This is a genomic window from Limosilactobacillus reuteri (genome assembly GCF_020785355.1).
GTDB classification, from domain to species: domain Bacteria; phylum Bacillota; class Bacilli; order Lactobacillales; family Lactobacillaceae; genus Limosilactobacillus; species Limosilactobacillus reuteri_I.
Window position 1 is genome coordinate 54,759 of sequence record NZ_JAJGVH010000080.1, and the last position, 20,770, is coordinate 75,528.

Below are 20,770 nucleotides of genomic sequence, written 5' to 3' on the forward strand. Positions count from 1 at the left end.
GCAAAATTTTTCTCAGCTCCTTTATTGTTAAGAGGAAAAATTATGAAATTTATTCATACAGCCGATTTACACCTTGATAGTCCCTTTTTAGGGTTGACTTCGATGCCCAAGCCGTTATGGGAACGCGTCCATTCGTCGACATTTGCTGCTTTTCAAAAGATTGTTGATGATGCAATTGACTTAAAAGTTGATTTTGTTTTAATTAGCGGGGATATTTATGACCGTGATCAGCAAAGCATTGTCGCTACTGATTTTTTCATCAAGCAATGTGAACGACTTAATCAAGCCCACATCCCCGTTTATCTACTTTATGGTAACCACGATTATCAAATTGTCCAAGATACGGGAGAGCTGCCAGCAAATGTTCATGTTTTTGGCAATCGCGTAACGACCACCACTCTTACTTTGGCAAATCATGACAGTGTTGCTATCTCAGGCTTTAGTTATGATCAACGCTGGATTCAAGAAGATCAAGTACAAAAATATCCACCAAAAAGAAACGAAACTTGGCACATTGGGATGCTTCACGGAGCAGTTCGGAAAAGTCAAGATAACCACTATGCTCCGTTTACGACCGATGAATTAATCGCTAAAAATTATGATTATTGGGCACTTGGTCATATTCACAAGCACCAAATCTTGAATGAGAAGCCGCCAATTGTTTATAGCGGCAATCCGCAGGGACGGCATAAAAATGAAGTCGGACAGCACGGTTATTATTTGGTGGAAAGTCAGGGCAATAAACTTGTGCCGCAATTTAAACCAGTTGCGGAAATTGAATGGACAAGTCTAACTGTCAATGCTTTATCAACTAGTAGTCTTGCTGAAGTGGAGCAATACTTGTCGCAAGCAATTGATGACAAACTAAAAAATACACCATTCCAACTGGTAGAGCTGACGATTGCTAACATTGAACAACTTTCACCAACAATTCGGCACCTGCTTGCAAATGGGGATGTCCTTGAACACCTGCAAGACCAAAATGCAGATAATGGTAAATGGTGGGTTTATGGTCTCTTACTTCACCAGCAAAATTCGCTGCCATCAATGACTGACCTAGATGAACAGTATTGGCAACAAGCTGCCCAAGAAGTATTTACCCCTGCTAATATTGCAGAATTAACAAAAAGTTTAGCGCGGGATGCCGATTTAGCAGCTAAGTTGATAACCCTTGATCTTAAGCAACTAAAGCAAGCAACGACTCAATTATTGCGGCGGGAGGATTAGCGTATGAAAATAAAAAAAGCCCATATCGATGGCTTTGGCAAATGGCATGACCAAGATTTTGACTTCACAGCTAACCCCCAAATAATTTATGGCCCTAATGAAGCCGGAAAGACAACCTTGATGGCCTTTCTTGTTAGTATCTTATTTGGCTTTGCGGATGGGCGGGGAAAGAATCGGTTTGCCCAGTATATTCCGAAGACTACTTTTAGTTATGGTGGAAGTTTATTAGTTGAGATCAACGGCCATGATTACGTGATTAAACGGGAACGCGGGCGGAATGGCGGTAAGGTTAGTGTGACTGATTCACAAGGACGTCAAGGTGGTGAACAAGAACTAAAGCAATTGCTTGGCCCGATGGATCGGTCGCTCTATCAAGCTCTTTTTAGTTTTGGGCAACGAGACTTAACAGCTGTGGACGAGCTTAATCGGGATGAATGGCAACAACATCTGCAGCAACTAGGAGCAGTTGGCAGTGCGCAGTGGGACCAGTTGATCAATCAGTACCAGAAACAAGCTGACCATCTCTATAAACCGCGCGGACGGAAATGGCCCCTTAATCAAGACCTTCATCAATATGCGAACTTGACAGATAAAATTAATCAAGCGCACGGTAAATTTCACCGTTATCAGGACCTACAGGCAGATTTGAAGACAAACAAAGAAAAATTGCGGCAAGCACAGGCAGAATTGCAAAAACAACAGCCGCTTTTGCAAAAATTAGAACATTTACAGCAGTTGTGGTCAGTTTACCATGAATGGCAAAGTAGCCACCAAACTCGGCCGCTTGCTGATTATTTAACTGATCAGCAGGTTACGACGGCACAAGAACTACAAGTTAGGGAAAAGGAACTTCGCCGCCAACAACAGGTTTATCAACAGCGCTTGGCAAGGATCGATCATCAGTCTCCACAAGCGCCTAAGCATTCACCACAAAGTATGCCGGAACTTCAACGACTTAAGGAGCAGGTAGTTGAATTACAAGCGGAAGAGGCTTTGCAGCACCGTCAACAAACACAAGCTAATCAGTGGCAACAGGAATTAACTGCAATTAAAACTCGCTACCACCATCCCTTGCCAGCGCCATTAACCTCACAGGAAAAAGCAGAACTTGCCCGACTTCTTAATATCCAACCGCTTTCTCGGGCAAATACGAACCAGTCAAATGGCGATCTTTCTCGGGCCGCAATGATCGGAATTGTCGGCGGTTTTGTCCTCTTTATCATCGGGTTGTTAGCGAATGCCACTTTTATTACTGCTATCGGAGCAATGGCGGCCTTTGCGACAGTTATGTATCTTTATTATCAACGCCAAGGAAGTCATCCTGCTCCAGTAACGACAGATTCCCAAGCGATCATGGCGTTCGGTCAAAAACATGGCTTACAGAATTTTCCGCCTGATCAATGGCTATTAATGCAGGGAGATTTACAACGGAACGCCGAATTAGTTGCCCAGCTCCAAACTGCCAAACAAGATCAGCAAAGATATGACCACCAGCTTGCTATCTTTAACCAACAATTGCCACCAGCTTTGCAAAATCTAACGTTGACGGCTGTTAGGACTAAATTGGATAATTTGCTGGAACAAGGGCAACAAGCGCGCCAGGATATCCAAGCGAATACCCGGGAAAAAGCAACGATTGCTAACAATTTAGCCCAGCTCAATCAAGACTACAGTAAAATTCATCAGCAAAAAATGGCGATTTATCAGCAAGCCGGGGTGCATGATGATAACCAGTTTACCCAGTACTTGGCAAGCCGTTCTGCGGCACAATCACAAGCCTTGGCATCAGATGCCTATGGACAACAATTAACTGCAGAAGACCGCCAAGCCCTCGCCGCATACGCAAATAAAGATGAGCTAATGACGGCTTTAGCGAAGACTCGGCACCAGCTTGATCAGCTCAACCTAACAATCTCCCATACCCACGAGAAGATTCAAAAAGATAAAGTCGAAATTGATAGTTTGGTTGAAGACGGGACCCTCAGCAATTTGGAACAAGAGCGGGCCAATCTGGCTGCTAAGATTTGGCGTGAAGTACAGGAATGGTTAAGGTACCAATTGGCAATTCAGTGGATTAATAGGGCCCTGGTAGGAGCTTCAGCTGATCGTTACCCTGCAATCATTCGCCAGGCAGAACAATATTTTGCCTTGCTAACTGATCATCGGTATTCCCAGATCGACTTAACGGCGGATGGGATTAAGGTGGTGCGAAGGGATCAAGAAGTCTTTTTAGTGGAAGAATTGTCGCAAGGAACGGCTGAACAATTGTATATTGCGCTCCGGCTTGGCTTTGTCACCGTGATGAGTGATCAAGCTAACTTCCCGGTAATTATTGATGATGGGTTTGTTAATTTTGATAATGTTCGGCGGCAACGAATGCTGGCCTTGCTAGAAAAAATTGCTGAGAAGAATCAGGTTATCTATTTTACTGCTGATGATCGGATTAAGGATCTTGACGTTAAAATTCTTGACCTACAAGCATTAAAACGTGAATAAATTATGAAGATGGTATAAACATTTATTTATGAGACTGGCACGAAAAAATAAGTGTGGTATATTGGATGAGTGAAGTTATCGAAAAAATATTTTGTTTAAGGATGTGTTTCTTACATGAAATCCAAAAAGTTAATTGCTATCATTGCAGGAGCCGCATTGATGATGCCGCTTGCTGCCTGTGGAAATAAGGCTGTCGCTACTACTAGCGGTGGTAAAATCACTGAGAGCGAATACTATAGCAGCATGAAGCAAACCAGTGCTGGTAAGCAAGTGCTTCAACAAATGATCTTAGATAAGGTTTTGGAGAAGCAATACGGTAAAGAAGTCAGTGATAAGCAAGTTAACGCGCAATACAACACTTACAAGAGTGAATACGGTTCTGACTTTAATGCTTACCTTCAAAGTCAAAACTTAACTGAAAAGTCATTGAAGCAACAAATTCGGTCAAACTTACTCTTGACTGCCGCTGCTCGTCACTACTCCCACATCACTACTAAGCAGATCAATAAGCAATGGACCAAGTACCAACCTAAAGTTCAAACTGCGACGATCCTTGTTGGTAGTAAGTCCGATGCTGAAGATATCATTAACCAATTAAATGACTCTAGCAACAAGTACAAGACTTTCAAGAAGCTTGCTAAGTCCAAGTCAACTGATAGTCAAACTAAGAACAACGGTGGTAAGCTTCCAGCCTTTGATAATACTGACAACCAACTTGACTCAGCTTACAAGAAGGCTGCCTTTAAGTTGAAGACTGGTGAATATACTACTACCCCTGTTAAGACTGATGACGGTTACCAAGTAATTTATATGATCGAACACCCGGCTAAGGGTAAGAAGAGTCAACACATCAATGACTTGAAGAACCAAATCGTTCAAGAAAACATGAACAACCAAAACTTCATGCGGAAGGTTGTTTCAAACGTCTTGAAGAAGGGTAACGTTTCAATCAAGGAAAACGATGTTAAGAATATCCTTGATGATTACCTTAATTCAAGCGCCACTACAAGTAGCTCTAGCAACAACAGCAGCAGTGCTAGCTCAAACAAGTAAATAGGGTATAAAAAATAAGGTTACGGAAAATTTCCGTAACCTTATTTTTTATTACTTCTGCTGTTCCTTTTGATCAATCTTGAGCACATCCAGAATAATCTGAATACGGTTCAGCCGGGGTTCAGTCTTGAACTTCCACTTTTTAACATCGCGTTCAACATCGTTAATAAACTTTTGCACACCTGGGATGGCGCCCTGTAGTTCATCAATGCTGTTCTTCAACTGTGAAACTTCGGTGCTGAGCCGTTTGAATTCCTCTTGAATTTCTTTTAGCCGTTGCATAACTAGTCTTCTTTCATTTGATCGATGATTGATTGTTGGATTTCTTTGTACTTTTCATCGTTGTAGTTACCAGAATTGTCCTTAAAAATCATCTTAAAATCATCATCGCTAGTGTACCGTGGAATCAAGTGGAAGTGGGAGTGGAAGACAGATTGATAAGCGACTTCACCGTTGTTGTTAACCACGTTCATCCCCTTGATGGCCGGGTTAGAAGCCTTAACTGCCCGGGCAATCTTTGGAATACGGGAAAATACTTGGGCAGCGAGATCAGCATCGTAGGCAAATAAATCGGGAACGTGCTTCTTAGGGATGACGAGGGTATGACCAGGAGTTCCTTGTGAAATATCAAGGAAGGCCTTTACAACGTCATCTTCATAGACTGTGTAGCTAGGAATCTCACCGTTAATGATTTTGCAGAAAATACAATTATCGTCCATATTAATCGCTCCTTTTGAAGATTAAACTTATCATAAGTATACCGAAAAAATCGCATTCGTGCATGATTTAGTAGAAGAAATAACCTATGATATAATAAAAAGATATGACTAAGCAATCAATAAGAAGGGATGAATAATGGCTTTAGAGATAAATAAACTTGTTGGTGGATATTCCCAGATTCCCGTACTAAAGGATGTCAGCTTTGATGTCCAACCAGGTGAATTAGTTGGTTTGATCGGCCTAAACGGTGCCGGAAAGTCAACAACGCTAAACCACGTTATTGGCTTGCTGCGACCATTTTCAGGATCGATTAAAATTAATGGTCTTACTATCCAGGCTAACCCGGAAGAATATAAAAAACAGATCGCCTATGTTCCCGAAACGCCAATTCTTTATGATGAATTGACCCTCCGTGAGCATATTGATTTAACGATTATGGCGTACGAGTTGGACCACGATGAAGCATGGCAGCGGGCGACAAAATTATTAAAACTTTTTCGGCTTGACAATAAGCTTGACTGGTTCCCCGCAAACTTTTCTAAGGGGATGAAGCAAAAGGTAATGATCTGCTGTGCCTTTATGACGAAGGCCAAGCTGCTGATTATTGATGAACCATTCTATGGGTTGGACCCCTTGGCAGTTCATGACTTGCTAGACTTGATTGAGCAAAAGAAGAAGGAGGGCGTCGCAGTTTTGATGTCGACCCACGTCCTTGATACGGCGCAACGGTATTGTGACCGCTTTGTCCTATTGGCAGATGGAAAGGTCCGGGCACATGGAACTCTCGATGAATTACGAGCCGCTGGTGATCATGCCGGCGAATCCTTAGATGAGATTTACTTGCATCTTGCAAAGGGTGATCGTGATGAATAAGTTATTTAGCAAGCGTCGCAGTCAACACTTTATGCTCTTACTGCGTTACTGGCGGTTAGTCTTCAATGACCACTTTGTTATCGCCTTATTTTTCCTGTTCGGAGCCTTGGCGTATGGCTACTCCCAATGGCTGCCAACCTTGGGACCGCATGAATGGTGGACCCGGCTGATCTTGATCGGCTGGTTTACGGTCATCGCCCAAATTGGTCGTCTTGCAACGCTGATCAAAAAGCCGGACCCAGTCTTTCTCTTGCCGCAAGTTGAAGGAATCCATCGTTACCTTAACCAGGCGACCTGGTATAGTCTGATCTTAGCGGAAATAATGACGGTAGTGGGGGCCTTTATCGCCTTACCGTTCGCATTGACAACGGAAAAACTCAGCAGTGCCGAGATTGTGACCATCTTTTTAGTCGCCATTGTCAATAAGGCTGATTGGATGCATGTGGCACGAAAATCACTGAGTTTGCGCTGGGGTGATCAACAATGGCGGACCCGGCTAGAATACTGGGTAAATCCGCTCCTTGCTTCCATCGCAATGTGGCTGGTAAATCCCTATGTCGGTCTTGTCGTGGCAGTGATCTTGTACTTGGCGGTAATTGTTTATTATCGTGATCTTGCCGTTAATTGGCGGATTGCCGTTAAGGCGGAACAAGATCGGATGTACAGTGTCTACCGTTTCTTTAACCTCTTTACTGATGTGCCAAGTGTTCAAGGAAATACCAAACGGCGGAAGTGGGCAGATGGCCTGATCCGCTGGCTAAGCAAAGATGGTCAACCATGGTCTTACTTATACGCTCGCGCATTTGTCCGGAGTACCGAAGTGAGCGGGATTGTCAGTCGGTTGACCCTACTAGGAATGGTGATTGTCTTCTTACTGCCAGCAGGTTGGCTAAGTACTCTGGTGGTCGTGCTCTTTATCTACTTGATCGCGACCCAGCTAATGCCACTCTATGACCAGTATGAATCGAATGTCTTTACCCATATCTATCCGATCCCTGCTAGCCAGCAACAGGCAGACTTTAAGCAGCTATTAGCCAAGGTGACGGCGCTTGAAGCATTATTGATCGCTCTTGCTAGTATCGGTTGGCAGTTGAACGTCGGCCAGATGGTAATTAATCTTATTATTGCGGCAGTGGAAGTGGTCTTATTAAGTCGCTTCTACTTCAATGTCAGAGTCAAAAAACTAATGAAATGAGGATTTTAATTTATGCGTGTGAAACATAAAAAGTGGGCTGATCCATTAATTGCTGCCCATCCAGAACTAATGATTGATGATGCTACTCAATTTAAGGGCAAGTGGCAATCACGGTTTGCAAAAGAACAACCCCTCCACTTAGAAGTGGGGATGGGAAAGGGTCAATTTATCATTGGCATGGCCAAGGATCATCCAGAAATCAACTTTATCGGTCTGGAGATTCAGCGGACTGTTGCGGCAATCGCCCTTAAAAAAGCGCTCGAGGAAGACTTGCCAAACTTGCAATTGATTTGTGGGGATGGAGAAGACTTGCAAGAATACTTTGAAGATGGGGAAGTTGCGAAGATGTACCTTAACTTCTCTGATCCATGGCCGAAGAAACGGCATGCTAAACGGCGGTTAACCTACAAGACCTTCTTAGCAACCTATCAGCAGATCCTCCAAGATCAAGGCGCAATTGAACTGAAGACTGATAACATGGGTCTCTTTGAATTCTCCTTGGAAAGCATGAATAACTATGGGATGATCTTTGATGGCGTCTGGTTAGACCTGCACCACAGCGAAGAAAATGAACATAATGTTGAGACTGAATATGAACAAAAATTTGCGGCGAAAGGCCAACCAATCTATAAGCTAATTGCTAATTTTAAGTAAAATACTAGTCAGTAAGTAGACGAATGCTTGCTGACTAGTATTTTTTTACTTTTTTGCTGGGGTGAGAAATCGATTTCTTTATCGCAACATCAAGTGAAAAAGTGTATTTAAAAGTAATTCCACCATAAATGGAATGATAATTTTGTGTTTATGGTTCGATAAATATGTGCTAGAATGTTCTCGAAAAATAAATTATAAGTTATGACGTACAGATATATGGGGGGATATTGAATGTCGAAGAACAATGCACAAGAATATGTACGCAAAATGGAGCCGCAACGGCAACGATTTGGGTTACGCAAACTCAGTGTGGGTGTTGCGTCTGTGTTACTAGGAACTACTTTTATGATTGGAGGTGCAGTAGCGCACGCTGATAGCACACCTACTACGCAAGAAGCAACAGCAGCAAATGCCGATATTACGCAGTCGGCTTCTACTTCTGTTGTACAAGCTGATAAACAAACTAATGGGGAACAAAACTTAGTCGAAAATACTAGTAGTAATTCACAAAAGGAACAACAATTAGTAAATAAAACAAGTAATGAGAGCACAGATCAACTGAATAATGAAAAGAATCAAGAACTGGTAAATGATAATGAGTATGAATCGATTACTAATTTAAACAAAAATAACGTCAATACACAAAATACTCCAGTTGAAGAAAGTAAGGTTTCTCAATCTACTACTGAACAGAATGCAAGAATTGATTTAACGTTTGTTGATGATGACGATAACGGAAAGATAGTAGATTATTCATATTTGCCAAGCGAAGATAATGGTCATCATTATGCATACGGTAAAGTTGGCGATAAGGTTAGTCCGAAAGCATACAATAACGGTACGATGAGTATTAAAAGGATGCTTGATATCTTAGATATTGGGTATTATGAACCAGCTGGTGCATATCAAGATCAAGCTCCAAAAGAATTTACTAGCTCTGAAATGAGCTTTCAAATTCATTTAAAGCATCAGACAGAGCAGAAAGTATATCATACGTACAATCTTACTCGAAATATTCACTATCGTTACACATCGGCAAGTAATGGTGAAACGATGCAAGATGATCAAGGAAAAGAAGTTCCTGATTATAAAGTACAGTATCAAATTACGCCAACGGTTATTTTCGATCTAGTTACCAATAAGGTGAAAAATGGAGTATTCAATGTTAAGAATTTAACTACTGGCGAGACGTTTACATTTAATAGTCAAGCTAATCGACTAAAAGCTGATAATTTTGATCCTATTAAATCTCCAGATGTATCACAACGATGGAAACCTGAAGAAGCAGAAATAGCAGCATCATTTAACAATCTACCTGATCTTGATAATTGGCAAAGATTCTTTAATGGAGCGGAATTTAATGATAATCAAACGGTAAATTATAAGGTAGATTATACGCAAATGAATATTGGCGATTATGTTCCAAATAATCAAGTATACTTTAATACAGATATCGAAGTGTCGAGTGATGGGACAAAAGAGACGGTATATCGTTACTTCTATTATGGAATGAGCGATGAAAATGATGAAGGAGTTAACATCGATCATGTAACTAAGCAACACTATGGTGGCCGCCAAGCTCTTGAGTTTACGCGTACGAAGACTGTCGATACTGATGGGCAAGTGACATATGGTAAATGGACTCCCGTCACAACAGATACTTTCCCTGAATATATTTATAAGAATAATTATCAGGTTAAAGGATATGATGGACAGTATGCTCATGCACCAGCTGTAAAATATGATCCAAATGATCTGATGCATAATGGAGGGATGAGCGTTTTTGATCCATATGCTCCTTTATACAAGGTTTCGATTATCGATGATGTAACTGGCAAAACTTTAAATACTTACACAGAAAATCCAGTACCAGAAAAAGATTACCAACATACTCTTGATAGGGCAGAACAAACACGTAAAAATATTTATGATCAAGTTGATGAATACAAGAGTAAAGGATACACGGTTGCAAGCGATGACTTTGGTAGTATTAGTATTAATAATACTGATAATGCCAATCATAGTGAAGGGACTGAAGATGACGCTAAGTATGTATATACAATTCACTTAACTACAAATAAGGCTATTGCACATACTGATACTAAGACAACAACGCGGACAATTCACTATGTAGCAAATGATGAAAATGGTAAGCAATTACAAGATGATACAACTCAAAATGTAACTTTGACTAGTAGCACTTACTATACTGATGCTGTTACGGGTCAAAGAGTTAATGCTAGACAAAATGTAAATGGTGAATGGTTTGTTGATGCATTGAATAGTACGCTTCCTAAAATTACTTGGACTGTAAATGCTGATAAGAGTACTGGCTTAACAGATGATAGCCAAAACTTTGCTGCCGTTACAACTCCAGAAACTATTACCTTATCTACTGATGAAGCTGCAAAGCGTGGTACTGATGATGGTGAGTGGTACTTAGTCTCAACTGATAAGAACGGCGAAGTATCGTACGGCGATCCAACTAGCGATACTTGGCAGACTGATACTCCTAACAAGATTGCTGATGGTTACTTGGTCTACAAGCAAAAGGCTCAATATAACATTCACTACATCGACGTTAACGGTGTTGAAGGTAAAACTACCTACGAACCAACTGATGGTAAGGAATTAAAAGATCATCAAGTAACTGATGTCGGTAGTGAAGATAAGACCTATGTCGGTGACACTCCAGATGCTACCCAGAAGTTATGGAGCCCAGCAGATTATGAAAAGGCTGGTTATGTTTTAGTTGGCTTATCTGATAATGCCAAGGGCGATTTGCTTGGTAAGCAAACCTTAACCAAGGGTGTTCAAGATCAATATGTTTACTTGAAACACGCAGTTAAGACTATTACGCCAAACACTCCGGTTGAGGACGTGCCAAAAGATCCAAATGGTAATCCAATTGTAGACCCAAGTGATTTACATAAAGAATTCCACCGGACTATCTTCTACAAGGCTAATGTAACTGACGGTCAAACTTTAATGGGTCAAAGCGACCAAAAGACTGAATTTAACGGTACCATTGCTTATGATATTGTAACTGGTAAAACAACTACTCCAGAAACTGTTAAGGATGTTAATGGCAAGGATGTTCAAGTAGCTACTCTTAAGGATGGCGTTATTACTTGGGATAAGCAAAATGATAAGTTTAGTGCTATTAATCAACCAACTATTGAATTGAAGAAAGGCGACAAATACGCAACTTCTGACGATATGATTGGAACTTGGGAATTAGTTGATGGTGAAGCTGGTGAAGTTGACTTAACTCCAGCTTCTAAGAATCCAGAGGACAAGACCCTTGTTTACAAGCAAAAAGCTCAATACAACATTCACTACATTGATGTTAATGGTGTAGAAGATAAAAACACTTATACTCCAACTGACGGTCATGAACTTACCGATCATCTAGTTCCTAACGTTGGTGAAGGTAAAGGCATCTTTGTTGGTGACACTCCAGATGCAACGGCTAAGTTATGGAGCCCAGCAGACTACGAAAAGGCTGGCTATGTTCTAGTTGGTTTATCTGATAATGCCAAAGGTGATTTACTCGGTAAGCAAACTTTAACTCATGGCGTCCAAGACCAATACGTATACTTGAAACATGCAGTTAAGGACATTACACCAAACACTCCAGCCAGCGACGTGCCAAAAGATCCAGATGGAAAACGTGCCGTTGATCCTAGCGATTTACATAAGAAATTTACTCGAAACATTACCTTTGTTGCAAATAATGATGCAAAGAGTCCTTTGAAGGATGCAGTTTCTCAAAAGGTTGAGTTTGATGGTCATATTTATGTAGATATGGTAACTGGTCAAACCACCACTCCAGAAACTGTTAAAGATGCAAATGGTAAGACGACGCAAGTTGCAACTACTAAAGCTGGTAATATTGAATGGAACCATGACACTCAAACTATGGATGAAGTAGTTCAGAAGTACATTACCTTGAACAAGGGTGACAAGTACGCAACTTCTGATGATATGGTTGGTACTTGGCACTGGATTAGTGGTACAGCTGACGAAATCACTCTGAACCCAACTTCAAATAATCCTGAAGATCTTGTATTAGTTTATGAAAAGAACAAGGGTGAAAGTGGTCCAGAGTCAAGTTATAAATTACCACAACTTGACTACGGCGAATCAGGTCCATCAACTGACTATGACTTACCAAAGCTTGACTATGGTCAATCAGGTCCATCAACTGACTATGACTTGCCTAAGCTTGACTACGGTCAGTCGGGTCCATCAACTGACTATGACTTACCAAAGCTTGACTATGGTCAGTCGGGTCCTGAGTTGAACTACGACTTGCCGAAAGCAGAAATACCAAGTCAGCCAACTGTTCAACCAACAGAGCAGCCGACGAGTCAACCGACTGTTCAACCAACTGAACAGCCAACAAGTCAACCAACTGTTCAGCCAACTGAACAGCCAACAAGTCAACCGACTGCTCAACCAACAGAGCAGCCGACGAGTCAGCCAACTGTTCAACCAACAGAACAGCCGACGAGTCAACCAACTGCTCAACCAACGGAACAACCGACAAGTCAGCCGACTGCTCAACCAACGGAACAGCCAACAACACAACCGTCTACTCAACCAACGGAGCAGCCGACGAGTCAGCCAACTGCTCAACCAACAGAACAGCCAACGAGTCAGCCGACTGTTCAACCAACAGAACAGCCGACAAGTCAGCCAACTGCCCAACCGAGTGAACAGCCAGCAATTGAATCAAATACTCAATTACCTGGTGAACAAAAGGATGAAGAACCACAACCAATGACTACCCAGGTCACTGCCAAGAAAGGCGAAACTTCTATTGTCGAACCTACTAGTTCTTCATCAACTCAACCAGCTGCTAAACAAGAAGCTCAACAATTACCACAAACTGGTAATCAAAAGTCATCAAGCTTAATTGGTCTCGGTTTTGCTAGTCTTCTCTCAGCACTTGGTTTAACAAAAGTAAATAAGAAACGGAAAGATTAATTTCGAATAAAAAGGAGTAACCCTTAGCCATCTCGGCTGTGAGGATTACTCCTTTTCTTTATTACTAATTAACTTTTGCCACTTTTTAGCGACATGATCGAAGCGGTATTTTTGTGCTGCTTTTTGTGCATGGTGGGCATACTTCTTTGCGAGGTCGGGATCTGCTAATAGTTTTCGCAATTGTTGATACAGGGCCTCTTGATCATTCGGCGGAATCAGTTTACCGCTCTGCTGGTCATCGATTATATCTGCTGGTCCATAGTTGATGTCATAGCTAACAACAGGGCAACCATGACCCTGTGCTTCTAGGACCGCCATTGCAAAACCTTCATAATAGCTTGTTAAAATCTCTGCTTGAGCATGTTCATAAGCAGTACTAAGATCATTACAATAACCAACGAAATTAATATAGCTCTCGGCTTTATTTTCCTTCACCAATGACTTGAGAGCATTAGCAGTTTGGTTTTTATTCCAACTATCGCTATAACCATAAATATCGAGGGTAACTTGCGGAAAGTCTTGATGAAGACGAACAATCGCATTGATAATATGATCAAGTTGTTTGATTTTGGAAAGCCGCGCAACTGCAATAAATCTTCCTGCCTGGCGTTGGCTAACGGGGATTTCTTTTGTGAGTTCTGCACTTGTTAAATAAGTCACAGGGATGCCGTAGCTCTGGTTAGTTTGGAACCGTTTTGCAGCGTCTTGAGCTTCCCATTGCGTGGCAGAGATCAGCCCACTTAGCTGTCCTTTTGCGAGCATTGTTGCAATTGGCTGGTAGATTGCCGAAATAGGGCCGTTGCTTTGGCCGTCGTCGGTAAAGGCCGAGTGAAATACTTGGTACCGTCTTGCTGGCTTTTTCATTAGCGTAAACGCCTTTAAAGCGATGTTAGAACGATCACTGATAAGGCTTGATTGAGGATTATCTCCAACAAGCTCATCTAAAAAGTGCGCTCGAAATTCGATTTCATTATCAAATTGCCATTCCTGTCCTTGATCAACTAGCTGGATGAGGGTAAGAATGGGGACATTACCTTCACCACCGCGATAATGATAGATTATCTTGACCTGTCCATCATGATCGTAATACTGGCGGGCAATTAACCGTCCCTTATCTTCAAAATATTCAGTATAGGTCCGCCATCCTTGATCGTAAAAGTCCCGTCGATTGGTAAAGCCGTACTGATCAAGGTAGTCGATATAGTATAACCGTCCGTTGCGGAAGTTTACGCGAACCCGCACTTTGCCGTTGCGTAGGGCACAATTGTCCTTAACTTGGCAGCCAGGGACAGTCAACGCCTGCTTAATAATAGCTTGATCAACTGTGGGATCATCACGATAAGGAAGCTGTTGATAAAACTGATAGATATTAAGGACGCGACCTTTAACTTTAAGTTTTTCTTCAACAGTTTGATGGTCGAAGTTATACAGCATCGTGACAATGGTCACAGGGACATTTAGATGATCGAAAATTCGTAGCCGTTTGACTTGGGCAAGTTCGATAGCCGAGGTGTGTAAATCTTGCCGGCTAGTGATGAAATAATTCATGATAAATTCCTTTTTAAACGATTTGGTGGTTTTCCACTTAGTCTGGATCTTTTAATGATTTACCACTCTTAATTTGTTTAAATTGATTGAATGCTTGTTCAATTGTTTGATATTCGTCAGTCGAAAGTTCAATTTTCATTGCTTTTGCATTAGAGAGTACTTGACGGGCATTTTTAGCTCCTGGAATCACCGCAGTAATGAGTGGATTTTGCAGGTACCATGCGAGGATTATTTGAGCAATCGTAGCATGATGGTTATCAGCAATTGGACGGACGAGATCAACAGCATGTAAGATTGTGCTGTAACGTGGCTCTTTAAAGTCTGCAATTTGGCTACGGATATCATCAGCAGGGAATGTTGCATCAGTGGTATACTTTCCAGTTAATAGTCCAGAAGCTAGCGGGAAGTAAGGGACAAAGCTGATCTTATTTTCATTCAGGTAGTCTAGCATTCCTTCCGTTAAATGATCTTGATGAAGAAGGCTGAATTCGTCTTCTACAATGTCAACATAACCATCCGCATTTGCCTCTTTAATTTGATCAAGACTGAAATTGGAAATTCCGATTGCCCGAATCTTTCCTTCTTCCCGTAATTTCTGCAGAGCACCGACTGCCTCTGCTTTCGGCGTATCATGATCAGGGAAGTGCAGATAGTAAATGTCAATGTAGTCAGTTTGCAACCGTTTTAAACTGTCATTGACCTGCTTAGTAATAAAATCCGGATCATTATTAATAACTTCTTTACCCGTTGAAAAATCATGAGCGCCCTTTGTTGCAATGATGATTTTATGACGATCGTAATCTTGAATGGCTTGCCCGATCAGTTCCTCTGAATGACCCAAGCCATAGACATAGGCAGTATCTAATAAATTAATTCCATTATCTAAAGCAGTCTTAACAAGATCAATGCCGGCTTGATCATCTAAACCTGGGAAGAGATTATAACCGCCAACAGCGTTTGTTCCAAGACCGAGGGGATTTACTTTAACTTCTGAATGACCGATTGTTACTGGATACATCATGAGAAACCTCCTTATTGGTGAAAGCGTATGCATCAATTGCCTTAATTATACTAAAAATATTCTTGGTATGTACCTGAATATTGAATTGGAATAGTAAATTAACGAAACTGGATTGAACATTGAATATAATTAAGTAGATCCCGATAAGGAGGCGAATATTTGCAACTAGTACCTAAAAATATCAAGTTTTAATTTTTTACTGATGAGTTCAAGGAGTGCTAGCCCGGCAACACTATTACCAGCATGGTCGAGTGCCGGACTGAAAATTCCGATCCCGTAATGATTGGGGGCAGCAGAAACTAAACCGCCACCGACACCGCTCTTAGTCGGTACACCGATTCGAACGGAATAAGTTCCTGATTCATTGTAGAGGCCAGTCGTCATCATGACCGATTTTGTATATGTAGCAGCCTCGCTTGAAATGATTCGTTCATTATTCCAAGGAGCGATCCCGTCATTGGCAAGGACAGCACCGAGATTAGCAAGACTTTGGCAAGTGACCATCATTGAACACTGCTTAAAATAGGTATCAAGGCTAAGGGTTACATCATTAGTGAGGACTTCTTTGGCCTTGAGATAGTAGGCTAACGACCGATTCATATCCCCGGTTCGCAACTCCGATTGGTAAATTTCTTCATTGAGGGTGATATCGGGATCATTGCAAATTTTACGACTAAATTCAAGGATTTGGTCAAAGGGAGAAAGCCCATCTTGTTCTTCGATTAATGAACTGATGAGGATGGCACCACTATTAATAAAAGCATTGAGAGGGTGCGTCTCTTTAGTGATTTCCATGTTAAGGATTGTATCGAACGGGAAGCCGGTCTGGCGTGTTCCCACTTGCTCTTCAACTGCTGACAAGCCTAAACGTTCAATTGCGTAGAGGAGGGTGATTACTTTCGAGACACTTTCGATAGCAAACCGAACTTGCGATGCGCCTGCTTCTACTTTTTTATCATTTGTGACGTCAAAAAGGTAAACGCCAAGTTGATAAGGGTCAACTTTTGCTAAAGCAGGAATATAGGTTGCTACCTGTCCTTCATCAATTTTGCTCCAACATTCTTGAATTGCGTCATTAAGATTCATGATAGTTCTCCTTTAATTAAAAAAGCTGGGAAATTTGTCCCCAGCCTTTGCTCTAGTTATTCTCAATCCGTTTTAATTCTAATAGACTACCAGTATATGCATCAGCAATAAACTCGTAATCTACTTCTTCGCCATCTTCTAGACGAGAAACGCCGCCTTCATAAGCATGGGTTTTAACCGCGAATCGTTGAAAAGGTACTGCTTTATCATTGATCCAGCTGCCGGTTAAAGAACCTTCACTTGCAAAATCGTTTTTGACTAATTTTAAGATCCGATCAGCAGATATTTGGCGGTTACCAAAAAGTTTACCAGCGATAAAACCGGCGATTCCAGATGCACCTAATGTGACTGGAATCAGCCAGGGGTTGAGGGAGTTATTGTTTGCATTCATATGATTGCTTCCTTCACTATTTAAATTTAATCCGTTCTTAACTTCTCATTTATTCTATCATTTTTAATTATTAAAATCCAAATATCTAGTCCTTGCAAGCAGATTACTTACAATAGATAAGAAGCATGGTATAATATTGCTAAAATGATATAGGGATGAGGATTATGAAAAGATTACCACAATTAAAAGAAGATCAATTAATTGAAACTATTGGCAATGGCAAGGTCGTCCTTTTCTTTACAGCGGATTGGTGCCCAGATTGCCGTTTCATTAAGCCGGCAATGCCTGAGATCGAACAAGACTTCAGTGATTATACTTTCTATGAAGTTGATCGCGATGAAAACATCGACCTCGCTGCTGAATTAAATGTATTTGGAATTCCAAGCTTCATTGTATATGATAATGGTAAAGAAATTGGTCGATTTGTCAATAAAGATCGTAAAACTAAGCAACAAGTTGAAGATTTTTTAAACAATTTGAAGTAAAATAAGAAGGCTGTGAAAATAAAGGGACTGAATCATTCAGCCTTCTTTAGTTTTAAATTAGATTTTCATAGTCTTCTTTTTATGTAATAATATAAAATGGTAGATTATATTAGAGAGAGGAATATTTGATGTTAATTTCAAGTTACAATCCCAATGAATTAGGCGACATTTTAGTCGTTATTACCGCTCCAGATGCGGATGACCAAATTACTAAGATTGCTGATGATGTAGCTCAGATCACCGCTGAAAAAGATGGTGCATTACTTGGCTATAACTTTATGAACGCCAGCAAGATCTTACCAGAATTAACAAGTGAAAACGGGCAAGTATTTTTAGATGCAGCCCAAGTTGAAAAATTAAATGCAAAGTTACAAGAAGCAGGCTTTGATAAGCTCTTAACAGCTGACGAAGATCCTAAGTTTGTGGTTGGTTATGTTGAAAAGATCACTGACCATCCTAAGTCTAACCACTTAAAAGTAACGCAAACACGGATTGCTGATGATAAGACTGTCCAAATCGTATGTGGATCTCCTAATGTTGCGGAAGGTATTAAAGTGGTAGTCGCTCGTCCTGGTGCGATGATGCCAGACGGTAAGATCATTTGGCCTGGTCAATTGATGGGTGTCGATAGTGCCGGAATGCTTTGTGGTTTCCGTGAACTACGGATTAAGAACGCTCCAGACGAAAAGGGCTTGTTCATTATCCCTGATGACTGGCAAGAAGTCGGTGAACCGGTTGATTTTGCCAAGGCCGATACGTTCTACCCAGAAAACTGACAAAAAACAGCTGATTACTATTGCCAAAATTTTATAATGCTTTATTATTTAGTGAGGGATGGATCATAGTTACTGATCTACCCCTCGCATTTATTTTAAATTGAATTGTTGAAAGGAATTGGATTGATGGAACAAAATACATATTACTTTGTTGGTATTAAAGGGACCGGGATGGCCTCTTTAGCACGTATCCTTCATGACAAAGGACACCAAGTACTAGGTTCAGATATTGAAAAGGAAACATTTACACAAGCGCCATTATTAGAGGCGGGAATTAAAATTTTGCCATTTGATCCAGCCAATTTGAAACCAGGGATGATTGTTATCCAAGGAAACGCTTTTGATGATGATCACCCAGAGATTAAACGAGCACATGAATTAGGCCTTAAAATTTTAAGCTACCCTGAGGCTGTTGAAAATGAGGTTAAGAATCATACTAGTATTGGGATTGCTGGAGCACACGGTAAGACCAGTACGACTGCATTGTTATCACACGTATTAGCAGCGGTTGAACCAACCAGCTACTTGATCGGTGATGGGGTAGGTAAAGGAAATGCGGACGCTCGCTTCTTTGTTTTTGAAGCCGATGAATACCGTGATCACTTCCTTGCCTACCATCCAGACTATGCAATTATGACGAACGTTGACTTTGATCACCCCGATTACTTCAATGATTTGGCAGATGTTCGTGATTCATTTGAAACGTACGGTAAGCAGGTTCAACGGGCAATTTTTGCTTGGGGAGATGATCCTAGTCTTCGTGACTTAAACGTTAATGTTCCGGTTTACTACTATGGAACTAATCCAGATGATGATTTCCGGGCAGAAAATATTCAACGAACACCAGAAGGCTCAACATATGATGCTTACTTCCGCGACCAAAAACTCGGCACATTCACCATCCACTTATATGGTGAACACAGTGTTCTTAATAGCTTAGCAGTACTAGCAGTTGCATACATGGAACACATGAACATGGATGAGATTCAACAGGAATTAGCCAACTTTAGTGGGGTAAAGCGTCGTTTCAGCGAGACTGACATTGTGGATACAACCATTATTGACGACTATGCTCACCATCCAAGCGAAATTAAGGCAACAATTGATGCGGCACGGCAAAAGTACCCAGATCGTGAAGTTATTGCTGTTTTCCAACCACACACATACTCACGATTGGCTGCTTACATCGATGGCTTTGCAGAATCGCTTAGTCGGGCAGATAAGACTTTTGTTACCCCAATCTTTGGTTCAATTCGTGAAAATGCTGGAAATGTTTCTAGTGCTGATTTGGAGCAACGGATTGACGGTAGTGAAGGCATCGACATGGATACCATGGATAAACTTTTGCAATATCATAATGCAGTAGTTGTTTTCATGGGTGCCGGTGACGTTGAAAAGTACGAAGAAAAGTACAAAGAATTGCTAAAATAATTAAAGATTTACTTGAACGAAATGGTGGCCTCTGCTACCATTTTTATAATTAGTCAAATAAAGTCAAATTAAATAGAAAGAGGGAGTTTTGATGAATAACTTTTCTCAAGAACCAGAGCGTCGGGTTGTCACTGACGCAGCTGGCTTGAATAGTTTCTTGACCCGAATGTATGGAAACATGACGTTGGCAGTTCTTGTTTCTGCATTCAGTGCTTACTTGACCATGGGGGTATTCCGGAGTGCCGTTTTCGGTTTCTTTAGTGCTCACCCTGGAATGGTTTGGGTTATCTTATTGCTACCGATTGCTTTATCAATGGGGGTAAGTTTTAGTGCTACGCGGAATCCAGTTGGGGCATTTATTATGCTGATGCTGACGGCGATAATTTATGGTGTTGAGTTTGCAATTATTGCTGGTGTTTATTCGGGAGCAAGCATTGCCTCGGCTTTCGTATCATCCGCGGCTGTTTTTGTCACGATGGCTTTGTATGGGACCATTACTAAGCGCGACTTAAGCAAGTTTGGTGCTCACGCGATGGCTGCCTTGATTGCTTTAATGATTGCTTACCTTATTAACATGTTCTTACAAAGTCCTGCCATTGCTTACATCTTCTCCTTTATCGCTGTTATTATCTTTACTGTTTTAACAGCTTGGGATGCACAAAAGATGAAGCAAATCTACATCAACTATGGTGGCGAAGTATCAACAAATGGTTTAGCTGTTCTAGGTGCCCTTCAACTGTACTTAGACTTTGTAAACCTCTTTATCTCACTTCTTCAAATTTTTGGAATGAGTGACCGAAATTAATTGAAAAGGCTAAGAAA

17 protein-coding genes and 2 pseudogenes are annotated in these 20,770 nt (G+C 41.2%); 13 read left to right on the top strand and 6 right to left on the bottom strand.

Features of this window, described 5'->3' with window-relative positions:
* The first annotated feature begins 42 nt into the window (after positions 1-42).
* From LMB56_RS08115 to LMB56_RS08125, 3 genes are all read left to right on the top strand, one after another.
* The gene (locus LMB56_RS08115; protein ID WP_229283773.1) at positions 43-1,227 is read left to right on the top strand and encodes a metallophosphoesterase family protein; all 1,185 of its coding nucleotides are present in this window, start codon (positions 43-45) and stop codon (positions 1,225-1,227) included.
* 3 nt (positions 1,228-1,230) lie between these two features.
* On the top strand, positions 1,231-3,723 hold the full coding sequence (locus tag LMB56_RS08120) for an ATP-binding protein (protein WP_229283775.1): 2,493 nt from the start codon (positions 1,231-1,233) through the stop codon (positions 3,721-3,723).
* Between the two features lie 114 nt (positions 3,724-3,837).
* Positions 3,838-4,776: a peptidylprolyl isomerase gene (locus LMB56_RS08125; protein WP_019252921.1), complete on the top strand. Its 939-nt coding sequence runs from the start codon at positions 3,838-3,840 to the stop codon at positions 4,774-4,776.
* Between the two features lie 51 nt (positions 4,777-4,827).
* Here LMB56_RS08125 and LMB56_RS08130 read toward each other — a convergent pair whose 3' ends face one another.
* Together LMB56_RS08130 and LMB56_RS08135 are read right to left on the bottom strand one after the other, a co-directional pair.
* The gene (locus LMB56_RS08130; RefSeq protein ID WP_229277863.1) at positions 4,828-5,058 is read right to left on the bottom strand and encodes a hypothetical protein; all 231 of its coding nucleotides are present in this window, start codon (positions 5,056-5,058) and stop codon (positions 4,828-4,830) included.
* Positions 5,059-5,060: 2 nt separating this feature from the next.
* Positions 5,061-5,495: an HIT family protein gene (locus LMB56_RS08135; protein ID WP_003668511.1), complete on the bottom strand. Its 435-nt coding sequence runs from the start codon at positions 5,493-5,495 to the stop codon at positions 5,061-5,063.
* 136 nt (positions 5,496-5,631) lie between these two features.
* Between LMB56_RS08135 and LMB56_RS08140 the strand changes: the two genes are divergently transcribed.
* From LMB56_RS08140 to LMB56_RS10560, 6 genes and pseudogenes are all read left to right on the top strand, one after another.
* Positions 5,632-6,369: an ABC transporter ATP-binding protein gene (locus LMB56_RS08140; RefSeq protein WP_019251391.1), complete on the top strand. Its 738-nt coding sequence runs from the start codon at positions 5,632-5,634 to the stop codon at positions 6,367-6,369.
* On the top strand, positions 6,362-7,564 hold the full coding sequence (locus LMB56_RS08145) for an ABC transporter permease (RefSeq protein ID WP_035156978.1): 1,203 nt from the start codon (positions 6,362-6,364) through the stop codon (positions 7,562-7,564). The genes LMB56_RS08140 and LMB56_RS08145 overlap by 8 nt, the downstream gene beginning before the upstream one ends.
* A 12-nt stretch (positions 7,565-7,576) precedes the next feature.
* Complete coding sequence (gene trmB, locus LMB56_RS08150) at positions 7,577-8,218, top strand: tRNA (guanosine(46)-N7)-methyltransferase TrmB (RefSeq protein WP_003668507.1); 642 nt, start codon at positions 7,577-7,579, stop codon at positions 8,216-8,218.
* A 267-nt stretch (positions 8,219-8,485) separates the two neighbouring features.
* A pseudogene (locus tag LMB56_RS10605) lies at positions 8,486-11,341 on the top strand (YSIRK-type signal peptide-containing protein); the annotation flags it as partial.
* Positions 11,342-12,599: 1,258 nt separating this feature from the next.
* Entirely contained in the window at positions 12,600-13,007 is a 408-nt protein-coding gene (locus tag LMB56_RS10555; protein ID WP_411378249.1) for a hypothetical protein, read from the top strand.
* 89 nt (positions 13,008-13,096) lie between these two features.
* Positions 13,097-13,210, top strand: a pseudogene (locus tag LMB56_RS10560) (LPXTG cell wall anchor domain-containing protein); the annotation flags it as partial.
* A gap of 45 nt (positions 13,211-13,255) precedes the next feature.
* Here LMB56_RS10560 and LMB56_RS08170 read toward each other — a convergent pair.
* The 4 genes from LMB56_RS08170 to LMB56_RS08185 all read right to left on the bottom strand — a co-directional run bounded on the left by LMB56_RS08170 (position 13,256) and on the right by LMB56_RS08185 (position 17,256).
* Entirely contained in the window at positions 13,256-14,758 is a 1,503-nt protein-coding gene (locus tag LMB56_RS08170) for a glycosyltransferase (RefSeq protein ID WP_229283776.1), read from the bottom strand.
* A gap of 37 nt (positions 14,759-14,795) precedes the next feature.
* A complete protein-coding gene (locus tag LMB56_RS08175; RefSeq protein WP_229274257.1) occupies positions 14,796-15,776 on the bottom strand; it encodes an aldo/keto reductase in 981 nt (326 codons plus the stop codon).
* Positions 15,777-15,944: 168 nt separating this feature from the next.
* A complete protein-coding gene (gene glsA / locus LMB56_RS08180; RefSeq protein ID WP_003664135.1) occupies positions 15,945-16,865 on the bottom strand; it encodes a glutaminase A in 921 nt (306 codons plus the stop codon).
* Positions 16,866-16,917: 52 nt separating this feature from the next.
* Positions 16,918-17,256 carry a PepSY domain-containing protein gene (locus LMB56_RS08185; RefSeq protein WP_003664133.1) on the bottom strand — a complete coding sequence of 113 codons (339 nt, stop codon included), beginning with the start codon at positions 17,254-17,256 and terminating at the stop codon, positions 16,918-16,920.
* Between the two features lie 164 nt (positions 17,257-17,420).
* On the opposite strand from LMB56_RS08185, the gene LMB56_RS08190 reads away from it, so the two are divergent.
* The 4 genes from LMB56_RS08190 to LMB56_RS08205 all read left to right on the top strand — a co-directional run bounded on the left by LMB56_RS08190 (position 17,421) and on the right by LMB56_RS08205 (position 20,753).
* The gene (locus tag LMB56_RS08190; RefSeq protein WP_003664132.1) at positions 17,421-17,741 is read left to right on the top strand and encodes a thioredoxin family protein; all 321 of its coding nucleotides are present in this window, start codon (positions 17,421-17,423) and stop codon (positions 17,739-17,741) included.
* Between the two features lie 128 nt (positions 17,742-17,869).
* Positions 17,870-18,517, top strand: coding sequence for a YtpR family tRNA-binding protein (gene ytpR, locus LMB56_RS08195; RefSeq protein ID WP_229283777.1), 648 nt, complete (start codon positions 17,870-17,872; stop codon positions 18,515-18,517).
* A gap of 126 nt (positions 18,518-18,643) precedes the next feature.
* Positions 18,644-19,948, top strand: coding sequence for a UDP-N-acetylmuramate--L-alanine ligase (murC, locus tag LMB56_RS08200; RefSeq protein WP_229283778.1), 1,305 nt, complete (start codon positions 18,644-18,646; stop codon positions 19,946-19,948).
* Positions 19,949-20,039: 91 nt separating this feature from the next.
* Complete coding sequence (locus LMB56_RS08205; protein ID WP_229283780.1) at positions 20,040-20,753, top strand: Bax inhibitor-1/YccA family protein; 714 nt, start codon at positions 20,040-20,042, stop codon at positions 20,751-20,753.
* Positions 20,754-20,770 lie beyond the last annotated feature (17 nt).